This is a genomic window from Dolichospermum sp. DET69, from assembly GCA_017355425.1.
In the GTDB taxonomy this organism is placed as follows: Bacteria; Cyanobacteriota; Cyanobacteriia; order Cyanobacteriales; family Nostocaceae; genus Dolichospermum.
Window position 1 is genome coordinate 5461932 of sequence record CP070233.1, and the last position, 20042, is coordinate 5481973.

Sequence of the window (20042 nt, forward strand, 5' to 3'; positions counted from 1 at the left end):
ATTCCCCCCCTAAACTTAAATTACAAGTCTAAAATCTAAAATTTTACAAATGCAGCCTACAGATCCTGATAAATTTACTGATACAGCCTGGGAAGCGGTAACAAAATCCCAAGACGTGGTTCGTGCTTATAAACAACAACAGTTAGAAGTTGAACATTTAATCCTCGCTCTTTTAGAAGAACCTACCAGCCTAGCTACAGCCATTCTCACCCGTGCGGGAGTTGATTCTGTCCGGTTCAAACAACAACTAGAGGCTTTTACCCAACGTCAACCCAAGGTTGGTAAAAGTGATCAACTTTACCTGGGGCGAAATTTAGATTTACTCTTAGATAAAGCCGATGAAATTAGAACCAAAATGAGAGAAGAGGAGATTTCAGAAGGGCATATAATTTTAGCGTTTGGTAATGATGAACGGGTTGGTAGAAGGTTATTCAAAAGCTTGAATATAGATATTGCTCAGGTAGAACTTGGGGTTAAATCTGTTCGCGCTACTCCTCAAATCAAAGCATCACCAAAAGCAGAAGCGGATGTGCAAGAGGAAGCTTTAAAAAGATTTGGACGAGATTTGACAGAACAAGCAAAAGCAGGAAAATTAGATCCTGTGATTGGGAGAGATGATGAAATTCGGCGGGTAATTCAGGTATTGTCTCGACGTAGCAAAAATAACCCTGTGTTAATTGGTGAGCCGGGAGTTGGGAAAACTGCGATCGCTGAGGCATTAGCACAAAGAATGGTAAATGGTGATGTTCCTGAGTCTTTGAAGAATCGCCAATTAATCTCTTTAGATATCGGTAGCCTGATTGCTGGCGCAAAATATAGAGGTGAATTTGAAGACCGTTTAAAAAATGTCCTCCGTGAAGTTACGGAATCGAATGGGCAAGTAGTCCTCTTTATTGATGAACTACATACTGTTGTTGGGGCTGGTTCCAATCAACAAGGTTCAATGGATGCGGGTAACTTACTCAAACCAATGTTAGCGCGAGGTGAATTGCGTTGTATTGGTGCAACTACCTTAGATGAATATCGCAAATTTATTGAAAAAGATGCGGCATTAGAAAGAAGATTTCAACAAGTATATGTAGATCAACCAACTGTAGAAAATACAATTTCGATTTTGCGAGGTTTAAAAGAACGTTATGAAGTACATCATAATGTGAAAATTTCTGATTCCGCTTTAGTTGCTGCGGCAACCTTATCAGCGCGTTATATTGCTGATAGATTTCTACCAGACAAAGCGATAGACTTAGTAGACGAAGCCGCAGCGAAATTAAAAATGGAGATTACATCTAAACCTGCGGAATTAGAAACTATTGACCGGCGTTTAATGCAGCTAGAAATGGAAAAGCTGTCATTATCTGGAGAAGAACAGAGTATTTCCCCAACCAAAGAACGATTAGAACGGATTCAGGCAGAAATTGCCAGTTTAACAGTTAAACAGCAAATATTTAATGAACAATGGCAAGGGGAAAAACAGATATTAGAATCTATTAGCAGTTTAAAAAAAGAAGAAGACGCACTGCGGGTGCAAATTGAACAAGCAGAACGGGACTATGATTTAAACAAAGCTGCTCAACTCAAGTTTGGTAAATTAGAGGGAGTGCAGAGAGAACGCGAAGTTAAAGAAGCGCAACTATTACAAATGCAAAGCCAAGGTTCTACCCTGCTGCGCGAACAGGTAACAGAAGCCGATATTGCCGAAATCGTGGCTAAATGGACAGGAATCCCCGTAAATCGGCTTTTGGCATCAGAACGGCAGAAATTACTACAACTAGAAAGTCATTTACATGAACGAGTAATTGGTCAAGAAGAAGCTGTTTCCGCCGTCTCTGCGGCAATTCGTCGCGCCCGTGCAGGGATGAAAGACCCCTCTCGACCTATTGGTTCATTCTTGTTTATGGGACCAACTGGCGTAGGTAAAACTGAACTCGCCCGCGCCTTAGCTCAGTTTCTCTTTGATTCTGATGATGCTTTGGTGCGGTTGGATATGTCCGAATACATGGAGAAACATTCCGTTTCCCGTCTTGTCGGTGCGCCTCCTGGATATGTGGGTTATGAAGAAGGGGGACAACTTTCGGAAGCAATTCGCAGACATCCTTACTCGGTTGTGCTTTTAGATGAAGTGGAAAAAGCTCACCCCGATGTATTTAATATTTTGCTACAAGTGTTAGATGATGGTAGAGTTACTGATTCCCAAGGTAGAGCCGTAGATTTCCGAAATACTGTCATAGTAATGACTAGCAATATTGGTAGTGAACATATTTTGGATGTAGCTGGTGATGATTCCAAGTATGATTTGATGCGAAATAGAGTTATGGAAGGTTTGCGAAGTCACTTCCGTCCCGAATTCCTGAACCGCATTGATGATTTAATTCTTTTCCACACTCTTAACCGTTCAGAAATGGGGCATATTATCCGCATTCAACTGAAACGGGTAGAAAATCTCCTCAAAGAACAAAAAATCTCTTTTGAGATATCTCAAGCCGCTTGTGAACATCTTGTAGAAGCTGGCTATGATCCTGTTTACGGCGCACGTCCATTAAAACGGTCTATTCAGCGAGAGGTAGAAAATCCTCTGGCTACCAAGTTACTGGAAAATACTTTTGTTTCTGGTGATACTATTATCATTGATAAAGTTGAAACTGGGTTAAGTTTTAGTAAAAAACCTTAAATGAATTGTTAATAATCAAATAGGAGTTTTACATGGAATTGATTTCTTCATTAGGAATTACAAGTTCGCAATATCTTTCTAAGGAGAGATTTATTAGTTATCATCATCAGTCGCGGTTATTGTTTTCATTAGGTAATGAAGTTAAAAATGTCCTGGAAATTGGGATTTTTAATTCTTTACTCACAGAAATACTCAGACAAAGTAACTATAACGTAACCACTGCTGACATTGACCCCAGCCTTAAATCAGATATAATTTTGGATTTGACGGAGGATTTTACATTACCAAAAGATAAGTTTGATGCAATTGTTCTGTTTCAGGTACTAGAACATTTTCCTTATGAAAAGTCAGAATTAGCATTGCAAAAACTCGCCACATTCACTAAGAAATATTTGGTTATTTCTATTCCTAATACTACTGAATATCTGTCATTACAAATCAAAACTTCCTTTTTACTTAAAGCCAGACATTTACTATGGGAAATACCCAAATTTTGGGGAACAATACCACTTTGTGATGAACACTATTGGGAAATGGGATTGAAAGGATATCCTAAAAAACGGATTTTAGACTCTGTTGCTAAAGCTGGTTTGAGTGTGAAGGAAGAATATGTTGATCCTACTTTCCCATATCACTACTTTTTGATTTTAGAAAAAAATAAATAACAAGTTCTTCCCAGGCTAATTACCACAAGACCTTGATTTATATCGTGTTCCAGCGAATGAGGAGGATATTTTGCTAGTTTTAATGAAAATTCTGCAATCTTAGAGGGTGTTTATTTGTGTGCCTTTAACCAATTTTCCAAATCTATAACTTCTGAAAAGTCTAATAATGCTTCTCCTAAATTCTCCAATTTTTCTACGGATAGAGTTTGAATCTGTTCAATTAATGATGGTTCAATTTCACCAAATCGGCGATTAAGTTGACGGATCACTAGACGTTCTTCTCCTTGTTGTAGTCCTTCTTGTATGGCTTGTTCTCTATCTTGTTGGTAATATGGGGTTAAACGCATAATCAACTCCTTATCTTCTAGGTCTGAACTGTTATTAATATTTAAAGTTTTTTGGAGGTTGTAAACTAATCCTATGGTAGCTTTTTGGAAAGGATAGTTACTGGGTAATGTTTTTAATTCATCAATTGCTTGTTTTTGGACTGTTTCTCGTCCTAATAGTCTTAACCAGAGGGTTTCAGGAGTACGTGGTAATTGATGAATGACGACAATTGCTGTATTCAAGTAATCTGCTAAAAAGTATATTCCTGCTGGCCAATGGCTGTTTTCTGTGGCTCTAAATCCCAATAATAAGGTTTGTGAAGCTGTGGGGGTAAGAATCCATAACTTTGTTGCTTCTATTGAAGCTTGAGGATTTTTGTTACGTTTGGCTTCTCGTTGTGATGCGCCTCTTACTTCTAATAATTTTAACAGACAATCACAGATTTCTTCTTTGGAGGCTGGATTGCGATAGGGTTCAAAGATAGCGGGTGTTGTTATTAGTTTACCTAACAATCCTAATATTTCGATGTCGGCTGTTTTTGTGTTTGTAGGCGAAAACAATACATCTATTTCTCTGATTTCTCCAGCTAGATTACTGGGTGCTTCGACTGTTCCAAAAGGTGTGAGTAGTTCCTCTAAATAGTCCTTGGCAAATTGGTCATGGATAAAACGGGTCATTCAATTTTAGATTTTAGATTGATTCCACAGATAATATAAATTGAGTAGACGGAAGAAAACCTCACATTTTCGGAATCTTGTTGCATGACCTGATTATTTAACCCATTATTTTGCAAGATAGTTCTTCCTTATCAATTTTATGATAACAAATTTTAAATCAGTTGTCAAGTGTTTTGTTCTCTTATTTTGGCGACGTGTGCGTACTTGGGTGTTGATTTAATCTTCTTGGTATATTGCTAACACTTGTTTAGCTATATTTTCAGCCTAAGAGGATGTTTAAAAAGTTCTGTTGTCGGGATCAAAAGTTTTAGATCCCTCTAAATCTCCCTTAAAAAGGGAGACTTTGATCTGGTGTACGCACAATTCCTACCTGTCTTCGTATCGGACTATTTCGCCCCCTAAATCCCCCAATTCTGGGGGACTTTGAAAATTCTTGTTCCCCCAATTCTGGGGGTTAGGGGGCGATTCAATAATTACTACAATCTGTTTTTTGCAGCCTCTTGAGTTAAAATACTTAGAGGAATCACATCAATATGCGTTAAATAAAATTCCTCACCCTCTGACTCACGTAGCGCATCTAAATAGGCATCAATACCACGAGGCTGGGGAACTGATTCGCTATCTTGAAGATGATAAACCAAAGCTGAACGCATATTCTTTAAAGTTTTTTCCAGTGTTTCACCTGTAGCAATACAACCCCATACATCAGGAGAGTATGCGGAAAATCCTGTTGCAGTTTTTTCTAAAACGATCAGATATTTATCCATTATTTGAGTCCTGCTTGTCTGAGAATACTTGCTAACGTTCCTTTGCGGACATCATCACTTGTTTTGCCTGATACAGTTACTTTACCTAATTTTGTTGGATGTTTAAACTGGCGATGACTACCTTCTGTTCCTGCTAAATACCAACCATCTGATTCAAGCAAATTGATGACTTCTCGTACTTTCATCATCATAAATTTAAATCCTCACAGATGGTAGTGTAATCCGAATCATAATCAGCAGGTATTCCTGACCCCAAAAGCGATAAAATCACGGAAAATTGATTTTCACAAATTATCAGCACGCAACTAAAACTAACGGATAACTATGCTAGAACAAGGCAATATCAGTATTCATACCGATAATATTTTCCCGATTATCAAGAAGTCTCTCTACTCAGATCATCAAATCTTCTTGCGGGAATTGGTATCCAACGCGGTAGACGCTATCCAAAAGTTAAACATGGTATCCCGCGCTGGGGAATACAATGGCGAAATTGGCGAACCAGAAATTACAATTAGTATTGATAAGGACAACAAAACCCTTTCCATTACTGATAATGGCATTGGTATGACAGCAGAGGAAGTAAAAAAATATATTAACCAAGTTGCTTTCTCTAGTGCTGAAGAATTTATTAATAAGTATGAAGGGAAAGCAGATCAACCGATTATCGGTCATTTCGGTTTGGGTTTCTACTCTTCCTTTATGGTGGCAAAACAAGTAGAAATTGATACTTTATCTTACCAAGAAGGCGCACAAGCTGTCCGTTGGAGTTGTGATGGTTCACCTAAATTTATCTTAGATGAATCTCCTCGCACCACTCGCGGAACTACGATTATCCTGACTTTAGAAGGGGAAGAAGAGGAATTTCTAGAGCCAGCACGAATCAAGAATCTTGTCAAGACTTATTGTGATTTCATGTCAGTTCCCATTAAGATGGATGGGGAAGTTTTAAATAAACAAAAAGCGGCATGGCGTGAATCTCCCAATAATCTCAAAGAAGAAGATTATTTAGAGTTTTACCGCTACTTGTATCCTTTCCAAGAAGAACCCCTGTTATGGGTGCATTTAAATACAGATTATCCTTTTGTGATTAATGGGATTTTGTATTTCCCGAAAATGCGTCCTGATGTAGATGTTACCAAAGGACAAATTAAGTTATTCTGCAATCAGGTATTTGTGAGTGATAACTGTGAGGAAATTATTCCCCAGTTTTTAATGCCTATGCGGGGGGTAATTGATAGCACTGATATACCTTTAAACGTTTCTCGAAGTGCATTACAAGGCGATCGCACTATTAAGAGAATTGGAGATTATATCGCCAAAAAAGTCGGCGATAGACTCAAAGAATTATACCGCGAAAACCGCGAACAATACGTAACAGCCTGGAAAGACTTGGGAACATTTGTCAAATTTGGCGTTCTCAATGATGACAAATTCAAGAAACAAGTTGAAGATATCATCATCTTCCGTAGCACAGCCAAATTAGAAGCCCCAGCAGCCGACACCGCAGCCGTTGAAGTTCAATCTGCTGAAGGTGATGCGTGGCAAGATATCACTCCAACCAGCACTACTAGCATTCCCTACACCACCCTCAAAGAATACCTAGAACGTAATAAAGAACGTAACGAAAACAAGGTATTTTATAGCACCGATGCAGCTAGTCAAGCTACTTATATTGAACTCCACAAAAATCAAGGTTTGGAAGTCCTATTTATGGATTCCTTCATTGATACCCACTTCATTAACTTCCTAGAACAAGAATATCGAGATGTGAAGTTTACACGGGTAGACTCTGACCTTGACAATACCCTCCTCGATGACAAAACTAGCGAAATTGTTGACCCCACCACCAACAAGACCAAAGGAGAAGTCATTAAAGAACTATTTGAGAAAGCCCTCAATAAGCCAAAACTCAGCATCCGCACTGAATCCTTGAAATCAGATGACCCTCAAGGAACACCACCTGCAATGGTATTATTACCTGAATTTCTGCGACGGATGCGGGAAATGAGCGCCATGATGCAGCAGCAAAACGTTGAATTTCCTGAAGATCATATTTTACTGATCAATACTGCTCATCCGTTAATTCAAAATCTGGTTAATCTTAGTCAGGGCAGTATTATTCAAGGTGATGGTGAATCAACGTCTAATCCATTAGTTAATATGATGTGTCAGCACGTTTATGATTTGGCACTGATGTCTCAAAAGGGCTTTGATGCAGATGGAATGAAATCTTTTGTAGAACGTTCCAATGATGTACTTACCAAACTCACAGAACAAGCCAGCAAATAAAAATCACTCTTTATCATCTTAGATCAAAGAATGTAAAGACGTTCTTAGACATAACAATGTAGAGACTTTTTTTGATTAAAAAACGTAGAGACGTTCCATGGAACGTCTCTACATGAAAATATTTCCCCAATCACCAATCCCTGTCAATCTAGCCTTTGAGCAGATATAATAGGAAGGTTGTCTTTAAATAACACTCTAGGAGATATTTATTATGTCCCGTCGTTGTCAATTAACTGGTAAAAAAGCCAATAACGCTTGTTCCGTATCCCACTCCAACCGTCACACCAACCGTCTACAACACGTTAATCTGCAAAGTAAGCGGATTTGGTGGGCTGCTGGGAACCGTTGGGTAAAATTGAAACTTTCCACCAAAGCTATCAAAACCTTAGAATTCAAAGGTTTAGACGCAATGGCAAAAGAAGCAGGAATCAACCTCAACCATTACTAAATAGTAGGGAATAGGGAACAGGGAACAGGGAATAGGGAACAGGGAACAGGGGGAAGAAAAGACCTTTGATATTGATTATTATACTTTTTTCTTCCTGACTGGGCGCAGGTCTTGATTGGGCGCAGGTCTTGATTGGGCGCAGGTCTTGATTGGGCGCAGGTCTTGATTGGGCGCAGGTCTTGATTGGGCGCAGGTCTTGACTGGGCGCAGGCCCTGCGCCCCTACTGACTCCTTTTATTAAATACTATTTAACTTAATTACACCCCGATCAAAAATGCGGTTATTAGTACCAATTCCACTCACTTCCATTTTATCTGCATAGACATTATAAGCTGCAAAACTCAAATCACTTGTGGAATATTCTGTCCATTGAGAACGGCCAACGGGACGATTTCCAGCGCCAGCACCACAGATTAAATAGGTAGTGCCATTAATGGCGCGAGTCCGTTCATAATTATGTTCATGACCATTGATATAAAGTTGGACATTGTATTTTTTAAATAAAGGAGTAAAGGTTTTAATAAAACTTGCATTACTCCCATATTGACCAGATGAATAAATGGGATGATGACCAAAGACAACCTTCCAAGGTGCTTTACTCATACTTAATTCCTTCTCTAACCAAATTAACTGATTTTTCCAATCAGCATTACCATTAGTATCTAAAGCAAAAAACTGAACTTTATTTTGACTAAAAGTGTAATAACGCCCCTGCATATTCAAGCCAGGATATTTAAGTTGCGGAACACCATTATCAGTGCGAATATCATGATTACCTAAACAAGCATGAAACTTGACACCATTTTTAAGTAAAGGTTGATAGGGACGTTCAAAAACTTCATTAATTTTTTCAATTTCGCCATTATTATAGATATTGTCACCAGCTAAAACTACTAAATTGTAGGGATTTTGCTGATGATAAAAATTCATAGCATTAGCTACACCATATTGGCCTTTTGTCCCAGTTCCCGTATCAGCAACGGAGACAAAACGCAATAATAAATCTTTTTTAACTGGTTTAGCTGCTATTGCAGTTTCTATGAGAGAATTTGTATTTGATAATTTCCCACTTAGAAATCCAGTTGCTATGGTACTGATTCCACTTAAAAGTAAAAATTGACGGCGTTTAATATTCATTTTTGAATTTTGAATTGTTAAGTATTTTTGATTCGCTAATCTGGGTAAAAGTTCCATGTCACCAGACAAACGCAGAAAACTAATAAATGAACCCCCGTCTACACTCTATCAAAAAAATCAACCAATTTGGAAAAGGACATTTATCCAAATTTTGCGGGGAACGATTGGTGTTTTAGAAACTACAGTAGTCAAACTGGAGACAGAAATACCTGGTGATAATCAGAATAAAACTAATTTTTTATCGCGTTGGGATGGATTTTTAAGAACATTCCGCTTATTTTTACCATCAAATATATCTAACAATGTGTCAGATACAGTTTTGACAGGAGTTTTTGCAGTAATTTTTGTGGTGACAATAGGGATAACTACATTTATGTTTATTCCTAAATCTGCTGAAGTGGCAACTGTTCCCCCAGTAGAAGAAGTTATCCCACCAACCGCAGTTATAAAAGCAGAACCTATTCCCACTCCAGTTATAGAAGCAAAACCCATTCCCACCGCAGTTGTAGAAGCACAACCTATTCCAACTCCAGTTGTAGAACCAGAACCCACTCTAACTCCAGTTGTAGAACCAGAAGCCACTCCAACTCCAGTTGTAGAATTAACACCAGAACAAACTTTATTAGCAGCAATTGAAAATCAGTTTTCAGACATTAGCGTTGCTGTTAAGAATACGAAAGACAAAAATATTGTTTCTCAACTGATAAAACCTATCAATGCTAATTTTCGTACTAGCGATTTAACTCTAAAAATTAATAATATTTGGGATAAATTGGAAAAATCGCAACAGGATAAACTAGCTGCGAAAATATTACAACGTTCTCAAGAACTTAATTTTATCCATTTAGAAATTGTTGATTTTCAAGGGAAATTAATTGCCCGTAGTCCAGTAGTGGGTAATAAAATGATCATTTTTAAAAGGTAATATTCGAGATATAAGAACCCCACCCCCAACCCCCTCCCCGCAAGCGAGGAGGGGGCTATGATTTACCTCATTCAAGTGCATACCGCTATAAGAAAAATGTCCAATCTTGTGGGATGGGCATCTTGCCCGTCCTAATATTATTAGCAGGCAAGATGCCTGCACCACAAGAAATTTTGGGATATTTTTTTATTTGGAAGTCTCTAATTCTAATAAACCTTGATAACCTGTAACAATACGATTACCATCTTTGAGAATATGCACTTCAATTTGATCACTAGCCCAAGTAATTTTATCGGCAAATTCTGGGTTAAAGATATTGACATTTTGATTACTAGAAGAAACGGGAGAATCAGGAGAATTAATTGCTAGAGATTTGACAAAAGGACCATCAATCAAAATATCTAATTCTGCTAATAATTCTTTTGTACCTGGAGGTGCAGAATTAGATTGTAATTGCTGGAGTGTAAAACCAGTAAAAGACATGACATTTAATCCCGCTGCTTTTAACTTTTTAGCTAAAATTGTTAATGCGGGTGCTTGCCAAAATGGTTCACCACCGGAAAAAGTTATACCAGTATTGAGGGGATTTTTGAGAATACTTTCAGCTAAGGTATCAATAGCAACTAAATCATTAATTTCAAATGCCCAAGAGTCGGGATTAAAGCAACCAGAACACTCCCGGTTACAACCTTGCACCCAAACAACTGCGCGACAACCGGGGCCATTAACCTCTGATTGGTCAACATAACCCATAATATTAAGATAGCCGGGGGGGATATCAGCGAGTCCTAGTGATGGGTTCATAGGGTTGGTTTCCATCTCTTGTCAACTCCTTTTTAACTTTTCCTATTACTTGTTAATATAGCGAGACTATTGAAAGGTGTGGAGAAAGAAAATATAAGCTTTTTTAAAATTTGGCTATTTTGTGTAATTAAGCTTAGATCATTTGGTACTTAGTAAACCCAAATCAGCACATTTTTCATACTGCATTTCTCCGTTCTAATCGGCGAATTTGCATATCTGCTCTAGTCATATCTGGATCATAGGATTCCCACTCTTGTAGTTCTTGACGTATGCGTTTTGCTTCTTCTAATTGACCATTATCAATTGCTTCAAAAAGGCGTGTGAGTGTTCGTGATTCTTCTGTATCTGGTCTTAACTCACTCAACCCTAAAATATTTCTGACAATATCTGAACTTTTCCTGCCTTTGGTAGGTTCAGGACATGATTTTATTTGATAATCTTCTAATATCCATACTTGATTTTGTTTTACAGTTGTCACAACTTCAGGACTGTGAGTAGTAGCGATAATTTGAGTGTTGGGAAATACCTTTTTTAAATCAGGAATAATCTTTTGTTGCCAAGTTGGATGTAAATGCAAATCTAACTCATCAATCATTAAAATGGCTTCTGCTGCTAACGGGTTTTCCATTGGTGGGTTTGCTTGTGCTAACCGACGTGCAAAATCCATTACTAAAGCTAACATATTGCGATAATCGGCACTTAATTGACTAAGTAAAAGTTCTCTTTTTTCTCCTGTTTCCATTGTCCACTCAACCATCAATTTTGCAGATGTTGCACCTGAAAAATAAACGCGAGCATTGGGAGCAATAATTGTAGAAATAGCATTTCTTACTTGTTTTAAATCAGGAAGTTCAAAGTTAATATCTCTCCGCTTTTTCACCTCTCTTAATTCTTGTAACTCGCGCACAAAAAACCAGTTAGCTAAATCTGTAAAATCAGATGTTGCATCAAGAATGTTATTTAAAGCATCAAATCTATTGAAGTATTTATTTGAAATATATTCAATATCATCAATATTATTTAAGTGGCGATCACCTCTATAATAAGCTATAATGGAAAGGTCTGATTTTTTGTTATCTAATTGATTTAAAAATTTACTTTCCAGTTCGGCTAAAAGCTTTGTTAAACCTTTGAATGATAGAGATAAAGGCAACTTATTATTAGCAATCATTTCTTCATAAACACTTGTCCAATCTGAAAAACCAGTAGCAGATACAGTGAATTCTGGTGGATTTATTTTTCTATTATCTTCTTGATTGGCTGATACCTCTCGTCGTTCTAAAACAAGTGATTTGCCTTCTATCTCTTCTGTGGTCTCTTCTGTGGCTAAAAGCTTCTGAATCTTAATAACATAGGGAATCATTGCAATAGCAATAGCATCCAATAATGCACTTTTACCTGATCCATTATTGCCAACAAAAATATTGATGTCGGGATCTAAATTAACTTCCAAATGCTCAAAGCAGCGGAAGTTTTTGATAGTGACTTTTTGAATGTGCATTGATTTATTTTTCTTGATAAAATTACTAATCTTCTTCTAAAGCTACAGGTTCAGTAGGATCATCATAACGAATAACTTTGCCACGTAAAGGATAAAGATTGGTATTTTGTGTTTCTAGAGATTTAATTTGATGTTGTGCTGATTGAGGTTGTAAAATAATCACTTCCATAACATCACCAGCATGGAAAGGTAAACCTTGTAATAATAAAGTTCCATCTTCAGTTAAAGCAGTTTCGATTTTATGAGCATTCATATTATCAATAAGAGTGTGTTACAGTTGATCTTATTTTAACATATTATCTCATCACCCTTAATTGCATTTCTTTGGTGTTAATAATTCTAAGTTGTTCTCTAAAATTGTCCCTTTTAGATTTGCTCCTTGAAAATTTGTACCTCTAATAGTCGCACCTTGCAAATTTGCTCCTGCTAAATTCGCACCTTTTAAATTTGCCCAACTTAAATCAGCTTCCGTTAAATTCGCTTCACTCAAATTAGCTTTAGATAAAAATGCGTTTCCTAAATGAGCTTTAGTTAAATTGGCTTTATAGAGGTTAGCTTGATAAAGTTGAGCAGTCATTAATTCTGCTTCATATAAATTCGCTTCACTTAAATTAGCAGTAATTAAATTAGCTGCAATTAAAGTTGCAAAACTGAGATTACTGCGAATAAGTTGGGTGGCTGCTAAATCCGCATCTTTTAAATTAGCATTTTGAAAATCTGTACCAATTAAATTTGCATCGTTAATCACAGCATTTTCCAGATTTGCGGTACTAAAATCAGCACCAATAAAGTTTCCAAAACTTAAATTTGCTTGTGTCAAGATTGCACCACTCAAATTAGCAATGCTCAAGTTAGCTTTACTCAAGTTAGCTTCAATTAATTTAGCTTGATAAAAAATAGCATTACTAAGATTAGCATTACTAAAATTAGTTCGCACTAATAAAGCGTGAGCTAAATTGACTTTATTCAAATTTACTTCTTGGAGATTTGCCCCTCGGAGGTTTTCTCCTAGTAGATTTGCACCGCTAAGATCAATTTCAATTTGGGGATTTTTCTTTCTCCATTCTATCCAAGTAACCGCACCTGCTCGCAGTAAATTAAGATGTTGTTGGTTTGCCATTTTTTGCTCCTTTATTCGTTCCGCTTACCTTGAGGATTTTCTCTTCCTGGTGAATTTTCAATTGCGGCTAAAGCTCCCGCTGCTCCTGCTAAAATATCTTGTTCTGCTCCACCTAAATAAAGTCGGCCAAAACTACCGACAGCTTGAACTTCGAGAATATTAATTTGCGCGGCTTTTTCCGCTTCATTGGCTGCTAATGCAGCATAAGCCGCTGGTTCAACTTCTAATACATAAAGGGTTTGTCCTGCTAATAGGAGTTGTCCCCGACGACTACGGTTAATTAGTTGGGTTTGGTAAGCGTCAATGTTGCGGATAACTTGGCTAGAAATTACCCGCGGTTTGAGACATTCCTCTTTTTTCACACCTAAAAAGGCCAAAATAGCATCTCCAGCGGCTCGTGTTTCCCCTTGAGAGCCAGAATGTATTTCTAAAAGTCCGTATAACCGTTCTACTACTTGCACTCCAGGACGGACAGAAGCGGATTTCAGAGCTACGTCCGTAATTCTGTTGATTTCGATACCAGGGGAAATTTCAATCCATAGGGATGTGTCCCCCGGTAATGGTAAGAACCCCTGGGCTACTGTTCCCATGTATGCGGCGTGTTGAGGTTGCAGATTGTCTAGAAATACGAAGCTGCGTAGTTCTATACCCAAGGTCTTAATTCTCCAATAAACGTTAATTAACCCTAGCGATTAGAAATCGCGGAACCATACAAACGAAGTCAACCTATGCTGACTCAAAGAAAACGTAGCATTTCCAACCCACGCAGGTGGGTTTTGTCTGTGTAGCTGTGACTTCCAGTCGCCTAGTGCTACTCAAAGAAAACGTAGTATTTCCAACCCACGCAGGTGGGTTTTGTCTGTGTAGCTGTGACTTCCAGTTGCCTAGTGCAATATATGAGTTTACCGTGAAAGTGGTCAGTTATCAATTATCAATTAATTACTGCATCTATTATTACAAGTTTAATTTTAGGAAATATAGTTTTTATTACAGCTTTAAAAAAGAATACTAGCGAGAATGGTGGCAGAAGAAATGATTGTTTATTTATTTACTCTCAGACATAATGGTAGCTATCTCAGAGACTATTCAGAACCGATTAACTATACAAACTGTAGAAATTGCCCCTAACACTACCGCGATTCGTTCTCTTGATTGGGATCGGGATCGTTTTGATATTGAATTTGGTTTACAAAATGGTACAACCTATAATTCATACTTAATTAGAGGTGAACAAACAGTTTTAATTGATACTTCTCACCAGAAGTTTCGTGATCTGTATTTAGACACTCTCAAGGGTTTAGTTAATCCTAAAACTATTGACTATATAATTGTTAGCCATACTGAACCTGATCATAGTGGCTTGGTAGAAGATGTTTTACAGTTAGCACCAAGAGCCACAGTTTTAGCTTCCAAAGTAGCTTTGCAATTTTTAGAAGGTTTGGTACATGAACCTTTTTCTAAGCGGATTGTCAAAAGTGGCGATCGCCTAAAAATTGGTAAAGAACATGAAATGGAATTTGTCAGTGCGCCAAATTTACACTGGCCAGATACTATTTTTAGCTTTGATCGCAAAACCCAAATTCTCTACACTTGTGATGCGTTCGGAATGCACTTCTGTGATGATCGCACTTTCGACGAAGACTTAGAAGCAATTGAAGCTGATTTTCGCTTTTATTATGATTGTTTAATGGGCCCAAATGCTCGTTCTTTGCTGAATGCAATGAAAAGAATGGGGGAACTTGGCGAAATTAAAATTATTGCCAATGGACATGGGCCATTACTGCATCATAATTTAGATATCCTCACAGAATGTTATCACAATTGGAGTCAAAAACAAGCGAAAACAGAAACTACTGTGGGTTTATTTTATGTCTCTGGTTATGGACATAGCGATAAATTAGGACACGCAATTGGTGATGGTTTGCAAAAAGCTGGTGTCGGTGTAGAAGTATTGGATCTTAGTACCGCAGACAGTCAAGAAATTCAAGAATTAGCCGGGAGAGCATCTGGTTTAATTATTGGTATGCCTCCTACCAGCGCAATTAAAGCTCAATCTGCTATTAGTTCCTTATTAGCAGTTGCTAAAAATAAACAAGTAGTTGGTTTATTTGAATCCTATGGTGGAGATGATGAACCTATTGATACTCTCAGACGCAAATTTATTGACTTAGGTATTAAGGAAGCTTTCCCAGCTATTCGCATTAAAAATAATCCTACAGAGTCCACCTATCAACTATGTACTGATGCAGGTGCTGGTTTAGGACAATTATTAGTCCGAGAACGCAATATTAAACAAATCAAATCTCTCGACGTGAATATGGAAAAAGCGTTGGGAAGAATTAGTAATGGTTTGTATATTGTTACTGCCAAAAAAGGTGATGTTAGCGGTGCAATGATCGCTTCTTGGGTAACACAAGCCAGTTTACAGCCTTTAGGTTTTACTATTGCTGTAGCCAAAGATCGCGCTTTAGATAATTTATTGCACGTAGGCGATCGCTTTGTTCTTAATGTACTAGAAGAAGGCAACTATCAAGACCTGAAAAAGCATTTTCTCAAACGTTTAAATCCTGGCACTGATAGATTTGCAGACGTAAAAATCCAAACTGCTAAAAATGGTTCACCCATTCTTACTGATGCACTTGCATACATGGAATGCGAAGTAGTCAACAGTATGGAATGTAGTGATCACTGGATTTTATATTGCACAGTTGAAGATGGAAAAGTTTCTAAACCAGACGGAATTACCGCAGTCCGTCATCGCAAAGTCGGAAACTATTACTAATGGGTAATTGGTAATTGGTAATGGGTAATTGGTAATGGGTAATGGGTAATGGGTAATTCGTAATTCGTAATTCGTAATTGGTAATTCGTAATTGGTAATTGGTAATTCGTAATTACCCCCTTATCTATCTGTTCCCTGTTCCCTGTTCCCTGTTCCCTATTCCCTATTCCCTATTCCCTAATTATTAACTAACTATCTTTCATAATTACTATGACACTTCCAGATTCATTTTCTAACGTTGTTGAATCCGCTAAAAATTGGGTTTCTCAAGTGTTTTCACCGCAACAAGTAGCCATGAGTGACTCTCGTCCACGTGATGTCCAAATTCTACCTATTGCTACTAACACAAAAGTATTAAGATCACGGAGTAAATCACGGCTGAGATTTGAAATTGAATATGCACTGGAACGGGGAACTACATCCAATTGCTATTTAATAGAATCTGATAAAACTGCATTAATAGATCCTCCAGCGGAAGGATTTACAGAAATTTATCTGGAAGCATTGCAGAAAACCATTAATGTTCAAAAGTTAGATTATGTGATTTTGGGACATTTTAATCCCAATCGGATTCCTACCTTAAAAGCAATTTTAACAATTGCACCACAAATTACCTTTGTTTGTTCTCTTCCCGCTGCGAATAATTTACGTGCGGCTTTTACAGATCAAGATATCAAACTTTTAGTTATGCGGGGGAAAGAAACCCTAGATTTAGGGAAAGATCATGTTTTGAAATTCTTACCTACTCCTAGTCCCCGCTGGCCAGAAGCACTTTGTACTTATGATCAAAAAACCCAAATTCTCTTTACAGATAAACTGTTCGGCGCTCATATCTGTGGGGAAGAAGTATTTGATGATCATTGGGAAACCTTCAAAGAAGACCAACGTTATTACTTTAATTGTCTCATGGCTCCCCATGCAACTCACGTGGAATCAGCTTTGGAGAAAATCTCTGATTTACAGGTGAGAATGTATGCTGTCGGTCATGGTCCATTAGTACGTACCAGTTTAATTGACCTGACAAAATCGTACAGTGAGTGGAGTCGCGCTCAAAAAGATCGAGAAATATCTGTAGCACTACTCTACGCTTCAGCTTATGGCAACACTGCCACATTAGCACAGGCAATAGCGTTAGGATTAACCAAAGGTGGCGTTGCGGTTAAATCTGTGAACTGTGAATTTGCGACCGTTGACGAAATCCGTGCCAGCTTGGAACAAGCAGATGGTTTTATCATTGGGACTCCTACCATTGGCGGTCACGCACCTACGCCTATTCATACCGCCTTAGGTATTGTCCTCTCTATAGGTGATAATACTAAACCTGCGGGAGTATTTGGTTCTTACGGTTGGAGTGGTGAGGCTTTAGACTTGGTAGAATGTAAACTCCGAGACGCTGGTTATCGTTTTGGTTTTGATACCTTGAAGGTGAAATTTAAACCAGATGAAGTTACGCTCAAATATTGCGAAGAAGTTGGTACAGACTTTGCTCAAAGTTTAAGAAAGGCAAAAAAAGTGCGTGTTCCTCAACAAGCTTCAACCCCTACGGAACAAGCTGTAGGCAGAATTATTGGTTCTGTTTGTGTAATTAGTGCCAAGCAGGGAGAATTTTCTACAGGGATGATGGGTACATGGGTATCTCAAGCTACTTTTAATCCGCCAGGAATTACGGTAGCGATCGCCAAAGATCGCGCAGTTGAATCTCTATTATATCCTGGTGGTAAATTTGTCTTGAATATCCTCCCTGAAGGTGTTCATGTGGAATATATGAAACATTTCCGTAAGAGTTTCCAACCTGGAGAAGATAGATTTGCCAATTTCCCTAAAGTAGAAGCAGACAATGGTTGTACAGTTTTAACCGAAGCTTGTGCATATCTAGAATGTTTAGTGCAACAGCGCCTAGAATGCGGTGATCATTGGGTGATATATGCAACCGTAGATAATGGTAAATTACTCAAGCCTGATGCTATGACTGCTATTAACCACCGGAAAACAGGTTCATACTATTAGAAATCTGGATTTAAAGGATATAGAGACGTTCTATGGAACGTCTCTACAAGGGTGATCAGAAATTATTTTTTCTTTGTCCGATTTTTGCGTCGGGACTCTTTCTGCATTTTTTTCTTCTTATCAGCTTTATCTTTATTTTTGTTAACTGAGGGATTAAAGCCTTCTGAGACAATGGGTAAATTATACTTTTTATCTGGTGTCTTTGGTCGAAAACAAGCCCAATGCTCCATTTCTGATATAGTATTATCAATCAAGGAATAACGTTGATTATTACGTAATTTATCTAAGGCAGCTTCTACACCAATTTCAATAGCATCATGCACATTCTTTTGCCTAATATACCATAAATCAATTAAATCATTCTCAAAAGCTCTGTCAATATGTTCCTTCAATTCAATAGGACAAATATTGGCACTATTCTTAACTAAATGAGTCCAGACATAAGAATCTTCCGGTTCATTTTTAAGTTTGCTTACAAAAAGTTCCTCATAATATTTAATAACCTCCTCTCTAGTAATAATTCCTTGAAGCATGAGAACAACTAATGATTGAATAGCAGCATCTCTAACATATTCATTAAGTTCTGCATTTTCTATCAGTTGCTTGATTGGCTCAATATTTCCATCATAAACAGAAGCTAAAATTTTCGCTAAATCTTCAGTGACGACATCTCCAGTTATATCTAATGGCATATCACCCGGAATTGAAAAAAATTCAATAATTAGAGGATAAGCTTTAGTTTCTCTAAATTGTGCTAATAAATATAAGGCATAAATATGCAACATATATGCATCTTTATCAAAGAATTCCTCCAAATTATTTTTACATTCTTCCAAAGTAGCTAATAAAACAGGAGTAATAGCTTCTCGTTCTTCAATAGCTCTCTCTATAGCTAGACGGGGAAACGTTCCAGTATTGTTTTCTAATTCAGACAAAATTTCTTCTAACTGCATATCAAATATTAAAAATTAAGTTGACAAAAAATGGTAGTGCTGATGATCTACTAGAAGCACTCAGGAAATACTATACCATTCTTATTTGATTTGTCATAGATCAAATTACGTACTTGTATCTACTTCCAAAGATACAAAAAACTCAAAAAAAGTATATGCACTCAGTTTTGTAACAGTCTAAGCACACAGAAATAGGTAATAAATTTCATCCAGAGATATTGCGTTACAGGATTACCAACTTCGATTCTAATCAGTTATGGAGTGATGACATTCCCCGCAAACTAATTTTACTAGACACTAAAGATTTTTCATGTAGAACCTTTGCAGATTACTTCGCCGGTTTACCCAATGTAGAAATAGTTAATGGTACTATTAAAGAACTACCTATTTTCGATTGTGTAGTTACGGCTGCTAGTTCACTGACTTCTGCTAATAGTAAGGTATTGGTAAGTAGGTGGGCGTTAAAAATTGTCGTTATAACAAGGGAACAGAGAACTCCAGAAGAGGTTTTGGGATATTTTACTTTTCGTTACATATTAAGTAGGTAAACAGGAAAATTTAAAGGTATGTAACGGTATATAAAGTTATCTCAATGCGAGATTCTGATTGAGTTTCAGCCATTTTATAAAACGCAATAAATGTCGCTTTTATTATGTACACCTACTTACTCTTCGAGAAGCCGCTTCGCGTCTACGGTTTTTTCTGTTTACCTACTTAGTTGAAATCTATGAAGTAAACTGTCAACTCAGTCCGAGGTAATTACATAATATTTTATTCCTCCCATGACCCCCAAACACACAAAAATTAAATTTCCGCTTTGGCAATATTTAAACCAGCCATTGTTTAGCCATGATATTCAACTAGTTTGGAGTCCCCAACGCTTTGCCATTCTTTGGCGAATTCAACTTTTAGAACGATGCTGGAGCAAAAAATGTGCCTCCAAGGGTAAACAACAATCTTAATTGTAGT

General features: G+C 37.5%; 19 protein-coding genes. 9 read left to right on the top strand and 10 right to left on the bottom strand.

What is annotated here, in order from left to right; genetic code table 11:
* The first annotated feature begins 49 nt into the window (after window positions 1-49).
* The gene (gene clpB / locus EZY12_25080) at window positions 50-2668 is read left to right on the top strand and encodes an ATP-dependent chaperone ClpB (protein QSX67871.1); all 2619 of its coding nucleotides are present in this window, start codon (window positions 50-52) and stop codon (window positions 2666-2668) included.
* A gap of 32 nt (window positions 2669-2700) precedes the next feature.
* Window positions 2701-3333 (top strand): methyltransferase domain-containing protein, encoded by a 633-nt coding sequence (locus tag EZY12_25085; GenBank protein ID QSX67872.1) that lies wholly within the window; start codon window positions 2701-2703, stop codon window positions 3331-3333.
* Between the two features lie 110 nt (window positions 3334-3443).
* Here the strand turns inward: EZY12_25085 and EZY12_25090 are convergent, their stop codons facing one another.
* The 3 genes from EZY12_25090 to EZY12_25100 all read right to left on the bottom strand — a co-directional run bounded on the left by EZY12_25090 (window position 3444) and on the right by EZY12_25100 (window position 5289).
* Window positions 3444-4337 carry a DUF4351 domain-containing protein gene (locus EZY12_25090; protein QSX67873.1) on the bottom strand — a complete coding sequence of 298 codons (894 nt, stop codon included), beginning with the start codon at window positions 4335-4337 and terminating at the stop codon, window positions 3444-3446.
* Window positions 4338-4813: 476 nt separating this feature from the next.
* A complete protein-coding gene (locus EZY12_25095; GenBank protein ID QSX67874.1) occupies window positions 4814-5104 on the bottom strand; it encodes a type II toxin-antitoxin system HicB family antitoxin in 291 nt (96 codons plus the stop codon).
* Entirely contained in the window at window positions 5104-5289 is a 186-nt protein-coding gene (locus EZY12_25100; protein QSX70829.1) for a type II toxin-antitoxin system HicA family toxin, read from the bottom strand. The genes EZY12_25095 and EZY12_25100 overlap by 1 nt, the downstream gene beginning before the upstream one ends.
* Before the next feature lie 139 nt (window positions 5290-5428).
* On the opposite strand from EZY12_25100, the gene htpG reads away from it, so the two are divergent.
* Together htpG and EZY12_25110 are read left to right on the top strand one after the other, a co-directional pair.
* Complete coding sequence (gene htpG / locus EZY12_25105) at window positions 5429-7396, top strand: molecular chaperone HtpG (protein ID QSX67875.1); 1968 nt, start codon at window positions 5429-5431, stop codon at window positions 7394-7396.
* Window positions 7397-7607: 211 nt separating this feature from the next.
* Entirely contained in the window at window positions 7608-7844 is a 237-nt protein-coding gene (locus tag EZY12_25110) for a 50S ribosomal protein L28 (protein ID QSX67876.1), read from the top strand.
* Window positions 7845-8081: 237 nt separating this feature from the next.
* Here the strand turns inward: EZY12_25110 and EZY12_25115 are convergent, their stop codons facing one another.
* Window positions 8082-8981: a metallophosphoesterase gene (locus EZY12_25115; GenBank protein QSX67877.1), complete on the bottom strand. Its 900-nt coding sequence runs from the start codon at window positions 8979-8981 to the stop codon at window positions 8082-8084.
* Between the two features lie 55 nt (window positions 8982-9036).
* Here EZY12_25115 and EZY12_25120 point away from each other — a divergent pair, with 55 nt between their 5' ends.
* Window positions 9037-9906 carry a hypothetical protein gene (locus tag EZY12_25120; GenBank protein ID QSX67878.1) on the top strand — a complete coding sequence of 290 codons (870 nt, stop codon included), beginning with the start codon at window positions 9037-9039 and terminating at the stop codon, window positions 9904-9906.
* Between the two features lie 186 nt (window positions 9907-10092).
* On the opposite strand, the gene EZY12_25125 is transcribed toward EZY12_25120, so the two are convergent.
* From EZY12_25125 to EZY12_25145, 5 genes are all read right to left on the bottom strand, one after another.
* The gene (locus tag EZY12_25125; protein QSX67879.1) at window positions 10093-10725 is read right to left on the bottom strand and encodes a radical SAM protein; all 633 of its coding nucleotides are present in this window, start codon (window positions 10723-10725) and stop codon (window positions 10093-10095) included.
* 160 nt (window positions 10726-10885) lie between these two features.
* Complete coding sequence (locus EZY12_25130) at window positions 10886-12211, bottom strand: AAA family ATPase (protein ID QSX67880.1); 1326 nt, start codon at window positions 12209-12211, stop codon at window positions 10886-10888.
* Window positions 12212-12236: 25 nt separating this feature from the next.
* Window positions 12237-12464 carry a hypothetical protein gene (locus tag EZY12_25135; protein QSX67881.1) on the bottom strand — a complete coding sequence of 76 codons (228 nt, stop codon included), beginning with the start codon at window positions 12462-12464 and terminating at the stop codon, window positions 12237-12239.
* A 57-nt stretch (window positions 12465-12521) separates the two neighbouring features.
* Window positions 12522-13331 carry a pentapeptide repeat-containing protein gene (locus EZY12_25140; GenBank protein QSX67882.1) on the bottom strand — a complete coding sequence of 270 codons (810 nt, stop codon included), beginning with the start codon at window positions 13329-13331 and terminating at the stop codon, window positions 12522-12524.
* An 11-nt stretch (window positions 13332-13342) separates the two neighbouring features.
* Complete coding sequence (locus tag EZY12_25145) at window positions 13343-13984, bottom strand: hypothetical protein (GenBank protein QSX67883.1); 642 nt, start codon at window positions 13982-13984, stop codon at window positions 13343-13345.
* Between the two features lie 410 nt (window positions 13985-14394).
* On the opposite strand from EZY12_25145, the gene EZY12_25150 reads away from it, so the two are divergent.
* Window positions 14395-16113 (top strand): diflavin flavoprotein, encoded by a 1719-nt coding sequence (locus EZY12_25150; GenBank protein ID QSX67884.1) that lies wholly within the window; start codon window positions 14395-14397, stop codon window positions 16111-16113.
* A gap of 294 nt (window positions 16114-16407) precedes the next feature.
* Window positions 16408-18120, top strand: coding sequence for a diflavin flavoprotein (locus EZY12_25155; GenBank protein ID QSX70830.1), 1713 nt, complete (start codon window positions 16408-16410; stop codon window positions 18118-18120).
* Between the two features lie 62 nt (window positions 18121-18182).
* Here EZY12_25155 and EZY12_25160 read toward each other — a convergent pair whose 3' ends face one another.
* Window positions 18183-19073 (bottom strand): DUF1186 domain-containing protein, encoded by an 891-nt coding sequence (locus EZY12_25160; protein ID QSX67885.1) that lies wholly within the window; start codon window positions 19071-19073, stop codon window positions 18183-18185.
* Window positions 19074-19291: 218 nt separating this feature from the next.
* Between EZY12_25160 and EZY12_25165 the strand changes: the two genes are divergently transcribed.
* Window positions 19292-19621, top strand: a complete 330-nt coding sequence (locus tag EZY12_25165; GenBank protein ID QSX67886.1) for a hypothetical protein — start codon at window positions 19292-19294, stop codon at window positions 19619-19621.
* 234 nt (window positions 19622-19855) lie between these two features.
* A complete protein-coding gene (locus EZY12_25170) occupies window positions 19856-20035 on the top strand; it encodes a hypothetical protein (protein QSX67887.1) in 180 nt (59 codons plus the stop codon).
* Window positions 20036-20042 lie beyond the last annotated feature (7 nt).

What these genes read in the sequence shown, in the direction of transcription:
- clpB (QSX67871.1), top strand. Translation starts at nt 50, where the DNA reads ATGCAGCCTACAGATCCTGATAAATTTACTGATACAGCCTGGGAAGCG.
- EZY12_25085 (QSX67872.1), top strand. Translation starts at nt 2,701, where the DNA reads ATGGAATTGATTTCTTCATTAGGAATTACAAGTTCGCAATATCTTTCT.
- EZY12_25090 (QSX67873.1), bottom strand. Translation starts at nt 4,337, where the DNA reads ATGACCCGTTTTATCCATGACCAATTTGCCAAGGACTATTTAGAGGAA.
- EZY12_25095 (QSX67874.1), bottom strand. Translation starts at nt 5,104, where the DNA reads ATGGATAAATATCTGATCGTTTTAGAAAAAACTGCAACAGGATTTTCC.
- EZY12_25100 (QSX70829.1), bottom strand. Translation starts at nt 5,289, where the DNA reads ATGAAAGTACGAGAAGTCATCAATTTGCTTGAATCAGATGGTTGGTAT.
- htpG (QSX67875.1), top strand. Translation starts at nt 5,429, where the DNA reads ATGCTAGAACAAGGCAATATCAGTATTCATACCGATAATATTTTCCCG.
- EZY12_25110 (QSX67876.1), top strand. Translation starts at nt 7,608, where the DNA reads ATGTCCCGTCGTTGTCAATTAACTGGTAAAAAAGCCAATAACGCTTGT.
- EZY12_25115 (QSX67877.1), bottom strand. Translation starts at nt 8,981, where the DNA reads ATGAATATTAAACGCCGTCAATTTTTACTTTTAAGTGGAATCAGTACC.
- EZY12_25120 (QSX67878.1), top strand. Translation starts at nt 9,037, where the DNA reads ATGTCACCAGACAAACGCAGAAAACTAATAAATGAACCCCCGTCTACA.
- EZY12_25125 (QSX67879.1), bottom strand. Translation starts at nt 10,725, where the DNA reads ATGGAAACCAACCCTATGAACCCATCACTAGGACTCGCTGATATCCCC.
- EZY12_25130 (QSX67880.1), bottom strand. Translation starts at nt 12,211, where the DNA reads ATGCACATTCAAAAAGTCACTATCAAAAACTTCCGCTGCTTTGAGCAT.
- EZY12_25135 (QSX67881.1), bottom strand. Translation starts at nt 12,464, where the DNA reads ATGAATGCTCATAAAATCGAAACTGCTTTAACTGAAGATGGAACTTTA.
- EZY12_25140 (QSX67882.1), bottom strand. Translation starts at nt 13,331, where the DNA reads ATGGCAAACCAACAACATCTTAATTTACTGCGAGCAGGTGCGGTTACT.
- EZY12_25150 (QSX67884.1), top strand. Translation starts at nt 14,395, where the DNA reads ATGGTAGCTATCTCAGAGACTATTCAGAACCGATTAACTATACAAACT.
- EZY12_25155 (QSX70830.1), top strand. Translation starts at nt 16,408, where the DNA reads ATGAGTGACTCTCGTCCACGTGATGTCCAAATTCTACCTATTGCTACT.
- EZY12_25160 (QSX67885.1), bottom strand. Translation starts at nt 19,073, where the DNA reads ATGCAGTTAGAAGAAATTTTGTCTGAATTAGAAAACAATACTGGAACG.
- EZY12_25170 (QSX67887.1), top strand. Translation starts at nt 19,856, where the DNA reads ATGACCCCCAAACACACAAAAATTAAATTTCCGCTTTGGCAATATTTA.